The sequence below is a fragment of the Ruminococcoides intestinihominis genome (assembly GCF_040096285.1).
Classification (GTDB): domain Bacteria; phylum Bacillota; class Clostridia; order Oscillospirales; family Acutalibacteraceae; genus Ruminococcoides; species Ruminococcoides intestinihominis.
In genome coordinates, this window is record NZ_JBBMEY010000014.1 from 24,963 (window position 1) to 39,935 (window position 14,973).

Here is a 14,973-nt window from a genome sequence, read left to right on the forward strand (position 1 = left end):
TAAAAAACAGATAACCTCTTTCTATATACCTAAAAATCCTAAAATATTATTTTTCTTTTAGTAGCTTAGTAAGCTCTTCCATAAATGTGTTTATATCCTTAAAAGAACGATAAACCGAAGCAAAACGAACATAAGCAACTTCATCAACAGATTTTAACTTTTCCATTGTTAACTCACCGATAGACTGAGAAGTTACTTCCCTATCAAGTGAACTTTGAAGTGTACTTTCGATAGAATCAACAATTTGGTCAACTTGTTCAAGAGAAACAGGTCGCTTCTCACAAGCTCTAAGAATACCTGCAGTTAGCTTATTTCTGTCAAAAACTTCTCTTGACTTGTCACGCTTTACAACAATAATCGGTACACTTTCGATTACTTCATGTGTTGTAAATCTCTTCTTACAATTTAAACATTCTCTACGACGACGAATTCTCTCACCATCATCAGCAGGTCGAGAATCAATAACTTTACTTTCTTCGTAACCACAGTAAGGACACTTCATATTACCACTCCAAAATATAACTAAACTATGTGTTTATAATTCTATAATAAAATTATACCACAATATATAGTAGAAACAAGTTAAAGTTTCATTACAAATAGGTTACAATATATCACTTTTTCTCAGGATTTATCTATATTATTCAATATACACAAGGTAATTTTCTATTGTGCCTAATATTAATCAACTTTTTGTAGAAATTTGACGAATAAGATACATCTGTATTAACAAATGGTTATTGAATTATTATTAAAGAATAATATAATGTATATAAAAAGAATGGTGATGAGATATGGATTTTCACATTAGTGTATATACCATAGAAAATATATTCCTATGGTTAATAATTTACAGTGTTATTGGGTGGATATATGAAAGTACATTATGCTCAATAACAGAAAGAAGATTTGTCAACAGAGGTTTTCTTAACGGTCCTTACTGTCCTATTTATGGGTTTGGTGCAATACTTGATATTTTAATTTTAGGATGGATAAAGAACCCTATACTGTTATTTGTATTAAGTGCAATTCTAACTTGCACCCTTGAATATATAACATCATACCTTATGGAAAAGCTATTCCATGCAAGATGGTGGGATTATTCAAACAGAAAGTTCAACATTAACGGCAGAGTATGCTTAATCGGTGCAGTAGTATTCGGTACATTGTCACTAATACTGATAAAGTTAGTTCATCCACTTGTACTGAAAATGATTGGTATGATGAGTGACACTTTATTCCACACAATTGTTATTGCACTTGCAGTTATTTTCATTACAGACAATGTTATAACTATTGCAGGTTTCTGTCACTTTGACAAGAAAATCAAGAAATTTGCTGATGAATTAAAACTTCAAACAGAAAAGCTTTCTGAAAATATTAAGGCTAGAACAGAAAATATCAAAAGCAAAACCAACATTCAAGTTCCAAGTGTATTTTCCGATATTCAAGAAAATTTAGCTAAGAAATTTAACTTCCAAGAAAAAAGAATGTTGAAAGCCTTCCCTAAATTTAAATCAATTAATTATAACGAAGTCCTAGAAGACCTAAAAGAAAAACTAAAAATTAAAAGAAGAAAATAGTTTTAATTCAATTTTACCATTAACCACCTGCAATTATGTAGGTGGTTATTTTTGATAAAATTCATATATAGGATTATGGAATTTTCTGTTATTTTGTAGTACAATGAAATAAATTAAAAAGGTGATATTTTATGTTTGTAGATAAAAACAAAGAATTGTACAAAGATCTATTAAAGAAGATTATAATAATTGTAATTGGTTCAATTGTTTCTGCCTATGGAATTACACTTGCATTATATGCAGGATTTGGTGGTGCAACATTAGCAGTTTTATGGCAAGGCATTTCCGGAACATTCCATATAAGTATTGGTATGTCCTCATTTATAGTAGCCATTATAATGATTATATTTTCATTAATATATGACAGAAGGCAAATTCATATTGGAACAATTATATATCAAGTGGTATATAGTTTATGTGTAGATTTATTTGCAAATTGCCACATATACAGTAAATATATGTGGATAAACTTCTTTATTATGCTGTTAGGTGTGGTTTTGTTTGCAGTTGGAACAGGTTTATATGCCTCAGCATCTCTTGGCAGAGGCTCATATGAGGCAGTTACCTTTGCATTAGCAGAAAAGAATAATTGGCAAGTTAAGATTGTTCGTATTGTATTAGATATTCTGATGGTTGTTATAGGTGTTCTCCTTGGTGGTAAGTTTGGAGTTTGTACAATTGTTACTGTCATTGTTTCCGGTCCGATAATACAGTTTGTAAATACTAATTCTAAAAAGATTTTTAAATTGTAATTTTAAGTCATAACGGTGATAATATGGCAAATATTTTTGAATTTAAATATGAATTTTATGATGGCTATTCTAATAAGCCAAATAAATATATAATTCTTCAAACAAATAAAAAGGAAACATCTATGTTAACCTATAACTATGGTAAAAAGCAATGCATAAACATTACCGATAAAGTAGATAAATTTTGCAATGATATTTCCAAATCTGAGTTTTTAGGATGGCACAACAAAAACTTTCAGTCTAATATTGACTTTTTCCCATCTACCCATTGGTTATTAAGAATTAAAACTAATTCTGCGATTATATATTGTAAAGGCAGAAATATGTTTCCAAATAATTAGGCTGAATTTATTGAAATTTTGAATAACATAGGAATAATAATTTAGTAATTCTATAGATTACAAAAACGCTAGTAGAGTATTAAAAATTCTACTAGCGTTTTATTATGGCGTTCCCGAGGTGATTCGAACACCCAACCTACTGCTTAGGAGATACCGATGGAAATGATAACGGCATCCCTTATAATACCTCAAAATCCCCTTATGTCAGGGGATTTTAAGGTTAAGGTGTTATTTCATGTTACGCCGTTACCGATGATATTGTGCTGTTTTAACTCATTTGATTAGCAAGCAATTAGCAAGAACGACTGAATTAGGGTAAAGGTAATACTGCTACAAAATGCTCCCATATTACTCGCAGTATTCTTTCGTGTTATTCTATTTTATATTCAACTGAGTTGATTACCAAGTAATTATCGTCTTTCCAATGGATCTGCATATTTTCAAATTCTCCCCACTCACCTAAGTAAACTCGTTGAGGTTTATTTTCGATTTTAAAAAGAATTAAGTTGATTCCGCTTTTCTTATAAACATCAACAAGGGTATCTCCGCCAAGAGCACCTTGGTCGCTGTCAATAACTTGAGCGTAGTATTTTCCACTGGGAGATTCAACAGTTTGTACAACTGTGTTTTGACCAATGTTGCCGAAAATTAAGGCAATAAAACTGAAGAAACAAATAGGCAAAATCATTAGTGCAGACAAAACCAATGTGACAACTTTGAGTGTCAAGGGTTTTCCGTATTTAACCGTTAAGTAACAGCAACACCCTGCAGAAAGCAATACGCTTGCTATTACCCAAATTTGCGGACACTCAAAAATATAAAACACAGCGTTGATTAAAGATAATGGCGTTATAATAGCCGGTAGAATCTGTACCATTTTGCTTTCAAGTTGGTTTTTGAAAACAAGGTCGAGTATAACAATACAAACTGATAATACAGCAATAGCGATTGCAAAAGCCGAAACACTGATAAGTTCAAAGCTATATCCGAAACACGCTGTTATTACTATGCCTGCAGGATACAGTATTGTCAGTGATAATAGTACGCACATCAAAATTGATATTGCTTTTTTCATACATATCACCTTACTCTTTCCCCAACATCTTTGCGTATTGGTTTGAGAGTGTCTTGGATAAAGTGCAAAATACAACTGTCAACAATATGCCGATTCCATTTAGAAGTAATAATGCGTGCAGAATTTCTAAAACATTAGCAAAATCATTTCCTGCAAATAGGTCAAAAAGATTAATTTCGTAATGGAAACCCGACCATATATAAGCACTTAATGTAATGCCAAGTGTTGCAATTAAAGAATAATTGGAAAAACATTTTCTGCTTTTATAAACTCTTATAAAATACCAGTTTGCCAAAGAAAGCATAAATCCGGTTGCCGGAATAACGAGATTCAACGCCCAAAAACCATTTCCAATACCCGATGGTGTTCTTGCCTCTAGGGCAACTCCAACGGTAATCAAAGCAAATGAAAGAAACAACAAAACCGACTGTAAAACAGAAGCCTTCCAATCATTGAGCTTACTAAATGTTTTTGGTGATTCCGAAACAGTAACAATATCGGAGGGCGATTTCATATCTTCAAGAAGTTTCTTGCAATCGTCGCAATCTCTAATATGTTCTTTAACAATCTTTTCGCTTTCCTCGCTGCAACATCCGTCAATGTACAGTGGGATCAAATCTTTAACAATATTACAATTCATATCGTTACCTCATTCTTTCTGATAGTTTTTGTTTGGCACGGTAAAATGTAACTCGTGCCCAACTTTCACTTTTTCCGAAGATCGAGCTAATGTCTTTTAGTGAGAAACCGCCAAACACCGAAAGCATAAAAACTTCTTTATACGGATCTTCTAATTCGTGCAAGCATATAAGTGCTTTTTGGGAAAGTTCTTTTTGAACAATGGCATCTTCTATGCTTACATCGCAGCTTGCCACTTCGAGATCGTCGAGAGAATCTTTTTTCTTTTGTTCGTTATACCACGCAAAATATGTATTCTTTGCGATTTGGCACAGCCACACGGAAGCCTTTTCCTTGTTTTTAAGAGAAGCATAGTTCATATATGCACGAAAAAAAGTTTCTTGTGTCAACTCTTCGGATAGCGTAATATCCCGTGTCATTTTCATAAGATATTTGAAAATGAATTCTCGGTTTTCATTGAAAAGCTTTTCAAAATCAGTCACATTTTCACCGTTCTTTCAACTATTAGATTTGGGAACTCACAAAACGTTACAAAAATTATAACATATTTTCTTCAAAAATTCACAAAGTCTATGGATGTAACATACGCCTGCTCAAATTAGCAGAATTTTGCCAAATATTTGATTAGCAGACAATTAGCAAAACGGCGATTTTCTGCTAATTGTAATTAGCAAGATTTAGGTCGGGGAACGGTAAAAGTTCGATTTTGATTTGTTCCCCAAAAACAATAAAACTCACTCAAGAAAAATGATTGAGAAATAAAAAGTAAAAGTGCCGAAAACACAGTGTTTTCGGCACTTTTTGGCGCGCTTGCCCGGATTCGAACCGGGGACGTTCCGCTTAGGAGTTCCTCCAGAAGGCTCCCTTTGGAGCTTAACGAATCTCAAATTTTCCCATTCTGATGCGGTTTTCAACAAGTAAAGAGGTAGTCTGTTACCATCTAAAATGTGCTAACATTAACGAGTTGTGTGTATTCCTGTTAGCAAGGTGTTAGCACACCCTCTAAAAAAGTTGTCGCATAAGGTGGTAGTTTTGGGATGTACTTCTTAAGAAATTATTATGCCATAGTTGTATAACACAAATATAAAACATAGGCAAGGAAAAATTAGGACGCTCCAAGCGGAACGTCCTTTTACATTTATATATAGCTTTTATGCGTTATTATGATACTGCTGGAGAAAAGCCTGAAACGCTTTGCCCATTTCTGGATTTGAGAAAATCTGTCCGAGAAGCTCCGTCGGATTCATATCGGTGGTGTTATCCGCTTGTGTCTTCTGTGGTTGCTGGTTATATACCTGTTCGTCAACTCGTCTGGCGTTGGCAACTCTATCTTCATCAAGAATATGAGAATACTGCTCTGTTACCATATCAGCCCTTGCGTGTCCTGAATCGCCCTGAACGGCTTTTATATCACCGCCCGACCATTTGAGCTTATATGTAATACTCGAATGACGCAGACTATGGAAGCAAACATCAGGCAAGTTGTGATCTCTGATCAGCTTTTTTAACGCCCTTGTGATTATCTGTCCCTCCATCGGTCTGCCTGTGGAGCTTGAAAACAACAAATTGTAATCGTGGTATTCATCACCAAGCAATTCCTTAATCTCCTGAATATCCTTAATGCGCTGTAATACCATTTTTGCAACGGTTTTTGGGAGATACACTCGGCGTTTACTTGTTTCGGTTTTCGGCTCTTTCAGCACAAGTACCGTATTGCCGCCGGATAAACATCTCGGAAAGACAAACAGCACATCACGCTGGTTGAGCTTTTCAAAAACATCTCGCTTTACCCTTTGCAATTCCTTCTCTATGAAAATGGAAGCCGTACCATTTTCGATTTTATCCTCTGACACATCAATACAGTCAAGCGTGATGCCCAACATTTCGCCCATACGCAGCGTACAGGAAAAAGCGAGGTTTAGCGCTAACGATAAATCGTCATCGTCACAAAGCTCAAGAGCCTTCTTGAATGTAGGCAAATCCCACATAGCTCTCTTTTTAGGCTTCTCTTTGGGTATTGTAGCGTGTTCAACAGGATTCCTTGTCATCAATTCCCATTTCACGGCTTGATTAAAGGCATTCCGCAAGAGCTTGTGTACCTCTCTGATTCTTGACGGCGTAAGATATTGGTGATCCGGTTTACGGTTATTGATAACCTTTGATTTAACTTTCAAAAGGTCAAGGTAATACTTTTCCATCATTCGGGGATTCAGGTCGCTGAGAGGAATATCACCGATAATCGGATTGATATAATTATTAATCAAGCTGTTTTTTGCGTCATAAGTGGACATTGCCCATTTGTTCACGCCGTAAATCTCCATATAATCTACAAGCAATTCTCTGACCGTTCTTGCTTCGGGAACGGTAAAAACATTGTTGTCCTGTTCGTACTCAATTTGATTTTTTCGTTTCCTCGCTTCTGCGTTAGTCGGGAATGATTCCCAGCGCTGGTGTGATTTGCCTTTTTCGTCAGTATAGCGATATACAACGCAGTAACTGTTTTTTCTCTTAATAATCGAAGCCATATATTTACTCCTTTCCGTCGAGCCATAAATCAAAGCTCAACCTTGAAATTCTCCATTTGCCGCCAATAAAGGCAGCTTTGAAGTGTCCTTCTTTGATCAACTTATAAACAGTATGCCTTTCGACCTTCAATATCTTTTGGATTTCTGGGACGGAATAGCTTTTCTTTCTGTCTTGCTGGCTATTGAGCTTTGCGATTTTCTCTTCAAACATCATCAATAACCTCCTTGTCGTCGTTGTGATATTTGCTTTGATTAGCATACCATTCTTCAAAGCTCTTTTTTTCAATTCGCTTTTTGCCGCTGATGGTCAGCACGGTAAACAAATTCTTGCTTATTAGAGAGTAAACCGTTGTCGGAGCAATTCCGAGTATATCGGATGTTTCACGAATTGACATTGTATGCCGCCAATTCTGTCCCGGCGGCGTTCCGTCCGTCTTTTTGTAATGAAACTGATTAGCGTACCATTCTTCAAAACTGTCCGTCATCACCCTGATCTTTCCGAAAAGCATAATCGTTTTGAAATATCCCTTTTTGATAAGCCAATAAGATTCAGTTTTTCCAAGACCGAGAATACGGCGCATTTCAGGAACAGATATACTTATCTTATCCAAATACAACACCTCCAAATCGTTATGATAAATCCAAGCTGTTGAGCTTGGATTTATCATAGACGAAAAGAATGGTTTTGTTAATGATGCGATTTTATTCGTCACACACTTGACAAACATCTGAGGCTATGCCGATGTTATCAAGCCATTCATCAAAACTCTTTTTGGATATTCTGTACTGTCCTCCAACTTTCACAGAATGGAAAACACCGGATTTGACAAGAGCATAAGTTGTATTCTTGCTTACGCCCAAGATTGCTTGAATCTCCTCAACAGTATAGACACGATTATTGTTAGTCAAAAGATTCACCCCATTTTTTACGAGGGGAACGCTCATATACAAAATAGTCATACCCGTATCCCTGACACTGGTCACATTTCTCTTTTACACTGTTAAGCGGATCTACTCGCTTTACAATCAGCTCCGGCACATATTTGTACTTGTTCAAGCAGCTCGGACACAAACAGCGGATATTTACTTTGTTATAACGGGCGTAGTCCCAATATCCATACAGCTTCATTAAGCCGTTGTGAATCTTGCGGAGAACATTGTTGTCGTCAATATGACCGACGTAATTAACTAATTCATCCTTGTTAATTGCCCTCTGTTGTTCCAGCATAATCATAGAAGGTTCTGTCAGTCCATACTTATCCTCTACCAAGATGTGTGAAGGAAGAAATGTCTTTCTGATAGCTGTGGTGACAGCCGCAACCATAATGGTCGGAGCTTTGGCGTTGAAATTGTCTGCCTGCAAAACTACAACAGGTCTGTATCCGCATTGGATTGAGCCTTCGTTGTCACCAAAATCGTAGAGATAAATATCTCCTCTTTTGATTTTTCTTTCATTTCTGTTGTTCATTTTAAGTCCTCTTTTCATTAAGTATTGTTGAAAGTAATTAACCCTTTCACCTATACCCAATGGGAGAGGTCATTTTTTAAGTCAAATTATAAAATTTTTTCAATTTTTTTATTGCACGGTCTACAGAATACTTTACAGCCGCAGCTGAGCAGCCTTGTTCTTCTCCAATTTGACTAAGTGTCTTTCCGATTATATGGTATTCCAACAAACGCTCCTTTTCGGTTTGTGAAAGAACAGTTAATGCACGTTTTAATTCTCCTGATTCAATCAGTTTATCAACAAAGTCATCAGCTACAAGGTTAAGATTTGCGCCCTCAGTTATCCCATCTTGATAATCATATACTGCGTGATAGAGCAACTCACGCATTTCAAACTTCTTATTGTTATTTCGGAAGTTCCTTCGTACATCAAGGAATTCACTCGTCATAAATAAATACGGCTTGAATGCTGAGAGTTCAGAAGAATAGTTTTGCTCAAGATATTCCTGATCGAAATCAGGAATAACAGCATATCTCTCTGTACCTGTCCAATTCTCATATTCAAGAGTCAGGTCGATAATGGAATAGTTTTCATTGCTTTCAGTAATTGTTTTCATCAGTAACTCCTTTCACGGAGCCACCTGATGAAAAGATAAAAAGCCACTTGATGCGTCGCCTACTGCCACAAGATAGACCTATCCCTTGTAAAAGGATAAAATCTAAATCAAGTGGCGGTAGGAATCATCGCATCAAGCGGCTCCAAAGCTCAAACTTGCTTTTTATAGTTTTTTAATAATTGATTTTATTGGATAATATTGAAAAAATTGGTTTTTGTTAGTTGTTGGACGACTTTCTGAACGATATAGGTGGAAAATAGACCACCTCTCCGCAATTAGGACATTTTTCGCTTGTCCAACTGTGTTCGCCCTTAATTGCGATAGACAGTTTATAGTCGCAATACGGACACAGACGAGCTAATCTCAACTCTGACTTGCACCGTGTCTGCAACTTAGCCTGTTCTTCTTTCACCCTTGCATAGCGCTCAGGATCGTTTTCTTTTGCGTTAAACTTTGCCAATTCAAATACCTCCATCACAATATATATCTGTTAAGTCGTAGGGATTACCAAAATAGTTTCTGTCAACCAATCCGAGATGAGTAAGCCGGATAGATAAGGCTGTTTTGGATACACCTAAAAAAACCGCCATAGACGAAAACCTTTCGTATTCCCAAGTAGCATATACCTTATTTATCATTTCTATCCGCTCACCAAAACCAAACAAGAACAGCGCTCGCACTATAACTTCTTTTGGCATAAGAATCACGGACGCAATAGCGTTAGCCTGCCATTCTAACCAATCCATTTTTCGTTGCTTCGGTGGGTGTGCTAAACAGAAATGCAGTTTTCTGTTATCGCCGCCATATTCTTTAGGAAAAAGAATTTTCAGAATCTGATGCCCGGCTTCGTGCGCTTTGGTGAAATTACATCTGCCAATCTGCGAAATGTCCTCATTCAGATCACGCTCGATGAATATTGTTTTGCCGTCAAGATAGCAATAACTCTCCTCATCAGCGTAATCAAATACTTTGTATGTTACAGCACCATACGATGATGTAAGTCCGAGGACAGAACCATCTAAAGATAAGTGGTGATATTCAAGATTAACTCCTAACAAATCAGTAATTAGCTTGTCAGGTGTTATCTTATATACTGTTTTGCCCGTTAAGTCAGGTAATCGGAAATATGCTTTTGTCACTCGTTCACCAATAGCTTCAATATCTTTGCGTGACAAATAATTCAATTATATGTTCCTCCTAAACAGTCTTAAACTCTACAAACCATTTGCCGTTTTCTTCGTCAAAAAGGTAGGTTTGCTTTCCGCAGATAGATACCGTATAACGGATACCCGTACCGCCAACTTTTGTAGCTGCCGCACGGCATCGATGAATCAGACGGTCAATCTCAAATTTGCGTCCGTCCTCCAGCGTAATGAACCGGGGACGACAAGTCCCGTCGGGATTGTGGTCTGCGTTTACTAATACATAAACTTTGTTCCTTTCCTGTTGCATATCTATACCTCGTAAGACTTATAAGCAGCAATAATCCTGCCGACATAATCATATCCTTCAAGCTCACATATAAACAGTTTGAATTGCCCTTGCTTATTGATAAAACACAATAGTGTGTTTTCCTCATATTCTGCGTCTAAATCAATATACAAAGTAGTTCCCTCAACTATTCCATAAGCAAGAAAATGATTTCCATTATCGGCAATTAAGGCGATCAAATTATGATGTTCTTTCAGTAAAGACTTTGGTGTTTCAACATAGCTTTTGATTGATTCTGTTTTAATAGCGAACATAGGCAACCTCCTATTTGACTAATCCTGTTGGCACAGTGATCTCAACATTACCCATCGGCATTCCAAGCTCTTGTAGCAACACAGCATTTCTTATGCAGCGTTTACCAAACCTCTGGCAAAGTTTTTCAACACAGCCATCCAGCTTTTCTTGTTTCTCGGCTCGCTCATAATCGCAGAACAAATCAATCTGCTGCGGCATATCCTGCGGAAACAGGTTAATCGCCTGAATAGTTACCGATCTAATAGGATTTCTCCAATCATATCTTTTTTTGAATAGCTGAAAAGCATATTGTGCTAAAACCAATGGTAATTGCGTCACCATCTGCATTTGCGTCTGCCACTGCTTTGAGAACAAGGTATTATCCCTAACATAGATAGCAACGGCTTTTGCAACCTTTTGATGTACACGCAGCTTATGTCCGTTGCCTTGTGTCAATTCTAAGAAAACACGCCAAACTTCTTCTTCGTTACTCAAATCTACAACCGTTGTGATTCCGTGTCCGATACTCTTAACAGGTGAAACAAACTTAATATCCTTAACCGTAGAATTATCTCTACCGTTTGCATATAACCATAGTGATACTCCGTTCTTGCCTAATATCCTTTTTATAAAGTCATAGTCAGAATTTGCTAAGTCACCGATTGTTCGTATGCAGTAGTTATTAAGGACTCTTGTCGTAGCTCTCCCTACACCGAGTAAATCAGAAGCAGGTAAGCCCCAAATCTTTTCCCGGAAGGTTTCTTTTTCAAAGACTGTTACAGCGTCAGGCTTTTTATAATCAGAGCCTAACTTTGCAAATATCTTATTGAAAGAAACGCCGACGGAGATGGTCAAGCCAAGTTCAAACTTTATCCTCTCACGAATCTCATTAGCAACATCTACCGGATTGCCAAACAGCTTTTTTGTGCCGGAAATATCAAGCCAGCACTTGTCCATACCGTAAGGCTCTACCTGATTGGTATAATCACAGTAGATTGCTTTTGCCAATTTGGAATACTTCAAGTATTCTTCGTAATGAGGTGGTACAACAACTAAATCAGGACACTTCTGTTTTGCCTGCCATACTGCGTCACCTGTTGCGACCTTGAATGCTTTGGCTTTATAATTTTTTGCAAGTACAATGCCGTGCCGTTCCTCAACTGATCCACAAACAGCAACGGGGTACTGTTTCAATTCAGGGCTTAGCATACATTCGACAGAAGCATAAAAGTTATTCATATCGCAATGCAAAATATTTCGTGCCATTTTTGTAATACCTCTTGACTTAATTCACAAGTTAGTTGTGAAATCAAGGAGGTTGTAATAATGACATTTGGTGAGAAACTTCGTGAAAGCCGAGCGAAAAAGGGAATGACACAAAGCGAGCTTGCCAAAGCAGCAAATCTCGGACTAAACACAATTAGTAATTATGAAAGTGGAAAAACATATCCCAAGAAAAGAGAAGTATATGATATACTCGCAGAGATCCTTGAGGTTGACGTTAATTATCTCCGAAATGAAAATGAGGAGTTTATTACTGAAGCATCTGAAAAATATGGATATAGAGGTAAGCAACAAGCCGATCAGCTTGTACAGGAGATTGGCGGCTTATTTGCAGGCGGTGAGCTGTCCGATGATGAAATGGATGGCGTTATGAAAGCTCTCCAAGATATATATTGGGAGTGCAAGGCAGAAAACCGTGAAAAATATACTCCAAAAAAATTAAAAGAATCTAACGAGTAGCGGAGCAAAGTCCGTTTTTTGGGACACTTCTTGATTTATAATTATAGTAGACAGTAAAAAATTCGGGCTGAATTTTCTCGAATTTGCTGTTTTCGGTAAGCGTTAATTAAGAGGTGAGTTTATTGCAATTCATAAAACGACTTAAACACTTGTTCATTTCAAGAAAACATTGCAGTCATAATTGCTTATGGTGTAAGTATTATTCTGACTGTTGTACAGAGATTAAAAGGAATCTATAAGATTATTCCTCTCTGATGTTTTAATCAACTTAATTACTCTTATTAGGGTGGTGATATTATGATTGATTCATTTTACATTTACTCTAAGGCGACCGAAATGGTTAAGCAAACAGGCACTCGCAATCCTATGAAGATTGCTTCCGAAATAGGTGTTATGCTCCGTTATTCTGATGAATTAGATAAACTGTTGGGACTTTACACATATCGCTGGAAGCACAGAATTATCCTTCTTAATGATAAGATGGAGGAAATAATGGCACGAATGGTCTGCGCTCACGAGCTTGGACACGATGCCCTTCATAGAGATATAGCCAAAGGCGACGGGCTTAAAGAGTTTGTGCTTTTCAATATGAAAGACACAACGGAATATGAAGCCAACGCTTTTGCAGCACATCTGATAATTGACGATGATGACATTTATTCAATGAGTAAGGATAAGTACGATGTCGTTCAGATGGCAAAAATGCTAAATGTGAATATCAATCTCGTTTTGATAAAACTTCAAGAGCTTAACAAACTCGGTTATGATTTTAGAGTTCCTTGTGAAGCCGATAGCTTTTTCTTCCGCAAGCCGCAAACACTGACCAGCAATGAATTGAACTGAATCATTCTCCGTGAAAGGACATAGGTGATTTTATGTTCAACGACAAGGATTTTATGGGCGGAATGTTTGACTTTGACGGAAACGGCAAAACAACATTATACGAGCAGTATGTGGCTTACAAAATCTACGAGAAAACAACTAAGGAAGAAAACGATTTCTCATCTTCTTATCACAAACCTGCGAAGTACAGTTACACTAACAACAATTCAACAAATAGCAAGGGCACAAAGGGCGGAACCATCATTGCGGTTGTTGCCGTGATTATCTCCCTTTTCCTTCTCTTTGCTAAATGCTCCTCCACCAAACGTGTATTGGACGAACACCTACTTTTTTAGTGGCGGCTTTGCCGTCAAGGTGATGCTCTAATACGAAACAGAAAACCGCCATCTTAGATTAAGTTCTAAGGTGGCGGTTTTGTTATGACAATTTATATTTTTCTGAAAGTAAGTTTGGAATCTCGTGCCTTTTATCTAAAGAATGTGATTCTCTGAGTATTTCCAAAGGATCGAAGAATGGTGTAAATGAAATAATGTCTTGCCCGGTCTTTCCCGCTTCACAAAGAGCCTTGCTTTCACGAACCTCATTTTCAATAGATTTTGAAAAGTACATATCTTCTGAATACATAAACATAATCAATGTCAATGCGGCAAGTTTATCATCTAATGTAAGTTTATTAAATTGCTTATAAAACTGTCTATAACGTTTATCTCCATCCTCAATAAACATCACGATTACAGTTTCCGATTTCAAAGGTAATATGCTTATATGAATGTTTTGTATTCGGTACTCAGGAGATGGATTATAAATGTTGTTGATGATATTACCGTTAAAATCAACAGCCAATGCTAACGAACATTGCAATGCAATTGGAACCACATAATTTAGTTTTTCGTAATAGCATACATAGTAGTCTATTGAACTGCCTTTTTCTAATGCTTTCTTTGCTTTTTTATAACTGTCCACATATTCCTTTAAATCCATTTCATTTGCGGCGTTTTTTGCATCACTAAACATCCGAGCAGCATCTGTTTTTTTAGCGGAAATATTAAAGAGTTCAATTTCAAAAAAACGTTTGCTAATAGATTTCAAACTATTTTTTAATGCCATTTGGGCAATCATTTTTGGAGTAGGTTGATTTGAATAATTATCAGGATTCTCATAGTCTGAAAAAATTTTACTATCGCAATCATTGCAAATTAAATGAAATGTTCCTGCTTTATTCACTCCATTTTCAGTATCCATCAAAGGATTATCCACAACGGTATTTAATGTTAATACATCGCCATTTGTGGCAATGTTTTCAAGACAAAACCTCGGAACGGAATGCGAATTACAAAAACTTGTAACGCTCTTTCCGCAAAAATAACAAGTATCTCTCTTTGCAGCTTGACGTGCTTCTTTTAAAAGTCGACTCATTTGCTTCTTATATGTAAAATCGGTTCTGAGCAATTCTTTTTCCTCATCCGAAAAAGCCCCCAAATTAAAGAGATTAACCATATCATCAAACATCTTTTTCACCTCTTTGAAAACATTATATCATAATTTTAAGCAATTAACAATTAGTAGCTTAAAGGTCAAATCATAATTTCATACATTCGACTATTAAACCGCCTTTGAGTACAATTATGGTAGAAAATCAAAGGAGGTTTTGATATGCGAGGTAAGAAGTATTACATAGCACTTG

Annotated in this window: 21 protein-coding genes; 6 read left to right on the top strand and 15 right to left on the bottom strand. The window is 36.5% G+C overall.

Annotated elements, in window-relative coordinates; translation table 11 throughout:
* Window positions 1-46: 46 nt before the first annotated feature.
* A complete protein-coding gene (nrdR, locus tag WMO18_RS05200) occupies window positions 47-502 on the bottom strand; it encodes a transcriptional regulator NrdR (protein ID WP_022504777.1) in 456 nt (151 codons plus the stop codon).
* Window positions 503-794: 292 nt separating this feature from the next.
* Between nrdR and WMO18_RS05205 the strand changes: the two genes are divergently transcribed.
* From WMO18_RS05205 to WMO18_RS05215, 3 genes are all read left to right on the top strand, one after another.
* Window positions 795-1,583 carry a putative ABC transporter permease gene (locus WMO18_RS05205; protein WP_211147568.1) on the top strand — a complete coding sequence of 263 codons (789 nt, stop codon included), beginning with the start codon at window positions 795-797 and terminating at the stop codon, window positions 1,581-1,583.
* A gap of 131 nt (window positions 1,584-1,714) precedes the next feature.
* On the top strand, window positions 1,715-2,335 hold the full coding sequence (locus tag WMO18_RS05210; RefSeq protein WP_211147567.1) for a YczE/YyaS/YitT family protein: 621 nt from the start codon (window positions 1,715-1,717) through the stop codon (window positions 2,333-2,335).
* A gap of 23 nt (window positions 2,336-2,358) precedes the next feature.
* Complete coding sequence (locus WMO18_RS05215) at window positions 2,359-2,676, top strand: hypothetical protein (protein ID WP_211147566.1); 318 nt, start codon at window positions 2,359-2,361, stop codon at window positions 2,674-2,676.
* Between the two features lie 370 nt (window positions 2,677-3,046).
* Here the strand turns inward: WMO18_RS05215 and WMO18_RS05220 are convergent, their stop codons facing one another.
* The 13 genes from WMO18_RS05220 to WMO18_RS05280 form a co-directional block, all read right to left on the bottom strand.
* Window positions 3,047-3,751 (bottom strand): hypothetical protein, encoded by a 705-nt coding sequence (locus WMO18_RS05220; RefSeq protein ID WP_211147565.1) that lies wholly within the window; start codon window positions 3,749-3,751, stop codon window positions 3,047-3,049.
* Window positions 3,752-3,761: 10 nt separating this feature from the next.
* Window positions 3,762-4,391, bottom strand: coding sequence for a zf-HC2 domain-containing protein (locus WMO18_RS05225; RefSeq protein WP_211147564.1), 630 nt, complete (start codon window positions 4,389-4,391; stop codon window positions 3,762-3,764).
* A gap of 4 nt (window positions 4,392-4,395) precedes the next feature.
* Window positions 4,396-4,872, bottom strand: a complete 477-nt coding sequence (locus tag WMO18_RS05230; protein WP_211147563.1) for an RNA polymerase sigma factor — start codon at window positions 4,870-4,872, stop codon at window positions 4,396-4,398.
* 669 nt (window positions 4,873-5,541) lie between these two features.
* Complete coding sequence (locus tag WMO18_RS05235) at window positions 5,542-6,915, bottom strand: tyrosine-type recombinase/integrase (RefSeq protein ID WP_211147562.1); 1,374 nt, start codon at window positions 6,913-6,915, stop codon at window positions 5,542-5,544.
* 4 nt (window positions 6,916-6,919) lie between these two features.
* Window positions 6,920-7,129 carry a helix-turn-helix domain-containing protein gene (locus WMO18_RS05240; RefSeq protein WP_021882721.1) on the bottom strand — a complete coding sequence of 70 codons (210 nt, stop codon included), beginning with the start codon at window positions 7,127-7,129 and terminating at the stop codon, window positions 6,920-6,922.
* Window positions 7,119-7,526 (bottom strand): helix-turn-helix domain-containing protein, encoded by a 408-nt coding sequence (locus tag WMO18_RS05245; protein WP_211147561.1) that lies wholly within the window; start codon window positions 7,524-7,526, stop codon window positions 7,119-7,121. Before WMO18_RS05245 ends, WMO18_RS05240 begins: the two co-directional genes overlap by 11 nt.
* Window positions 7,527-7,617: 91 nt before the next feature.
* Window positions 7,618-7,875, bottom strand: a complete 258-nt coding sequence (locus tag WMO18_RS05250) for a helix-turn-helix domain-containing protein (protein WP_211147560.1) — start codon at window positions 7,873-7,875, stop codon at window positions 7,618-7,620.
* Window positions 7,817-8,383, bottom strand: coding sequence for a type II toxin-antitoxin system PemK/MazF family toxin (locus WMO18_RS05255; protein WP_211147559.1), 567 nt, complete (start codon window positions 8,381-8,383; stop codon window positions 7,817-7,819). Before WMO18_RS05255 ends, WMO18_RS05250 begins: the two co-directional genes overlap by 59 nt.
* 76 nt (window positions 8,384-8,459) lie before the next feature.
* Window positions 8,460-8,978 (bottom strand): sigma-70 RNA polymerase sigma factor region 4 domain-containing protein, encoded by a 519-nt coding sequence (locus tag WMO18_RS05260; RefSeq protein ID WP_211147558.1) that lies wholly within the window; start codon window positions 8,976-8,978, stop codon window positions 8,460-8,462.
* A 461-nt stretch (window positions 8,979-9,439) separates the two neighbouring features.
* Window positions 9,440-10,162 (bottom strand): ImmA/IrrE family metallo-endopeptidase, encoded by a 723-nt coding sequence (locus tag WMO18_RS05265; RefSeq protein WP_211147557.1) that lies wholly within the window; start codon window positions 10,160-10,162, stop codon window positions 9,440-9,442.
* 13 nt (window positions 10,163-10,175) lie between these two features.
* Complete coding sequence (locus WMO18_RS05270) at window positions 10,176-10,430, bottom strand: hypothetical protein (protein ID WP_021882714.1); 255 nt, start codon at window positions 10,428-10,430, stop codon at window positions 10,176-10,178.
* Between the two features lie 2 nt (window positions 10,431-10,432).
* Entirely contained in the window at window positions 10,433-10,723 is a 291-nt protein-coding gene (locus WMO18_RS05275) for a hypothetical protein (RefSeq protein ID WP_211147556.1), read from the bottom strand.
* Between the two features lie 10 nt (window positions 10,724-10,733).
* Window positions 10,734-11,969 carry a DNA polymerase Y family protein gene (locus WMO18_RS05280; protein WP_211147555.1) on the bottom strand — a complete coding sequence of 412 codons (1,236 nt, stop codon included), beginning with the start codon at window positions 11,967-11,969 and terminating at the stop codon, window positions 10,734-10,736.
* A 60-nt stretch (window positions 11,970-12,029) separates the two neighbouring features.
* On the opposite strand from WMO18_RS05280, the gene WMO18_RS05285 reads away from it, so the two are divergent.
* From WMO18_RS05285 to WMO18_RS05295, 3 genes are all read left to right on the top strand, one after another.
* A complete protein-coding gene (locus tag WMO18_RS05285; protein ID WP_021882711.1) occupies window positions 12,030-12,446 on the top strand; it encodes a helix-turn-helix domain-containing protein in 417 nt (138 codons plus the stop codon).
* Window positions 12,447-12,743: 297 nt separating this feature from the next.
* Window positions 12,744-13,289, top strand: a complete 546-nt coding sequence (locus WMO18_RS05290) for an ImmA/IrrE family metallo-endopeptidase (protein ID WP_211147554.1) — start codon at window positions 12,744-12,746, stop codon at window positions 13,287-13,289.
* A 32-nt stretch (window positions 13,290-13,321) separates the two neighbouring features.
* Window positions 13,322-13,624 carry a hypothetical protein gene (locus tag WMO18_RS05295; protein ID WP_211147553.1) on the top strand — a complete coding sequence of 101 codons (303 nt, stop codon included), beginning with the start codon at window positions 13,322-13,324 and terminating at the stop codon, window positions 13,622-13,624.
* 82 nt (window positions 13,625-13,706) lie between these two features.
* On the opposite strand, the gene WMO18_RS05300 is transcribed toward WMO18_RS05295, so the two are convergent.
* Window positions 13,707-14,798 carry a hypothetical protein gene (locus WMO18_RS05300; protein WP_367286407.1) on the bottom strand — a complete coding sequence of 364 codons (1,092 nt, stop codon included), beginning with the start codon at window positions 14,796-14,798 and terminating at the stop codon, window positions 13,707-13,709.
* Window positions 14,799-14,973: the final 175 nt, after the last annotated feature.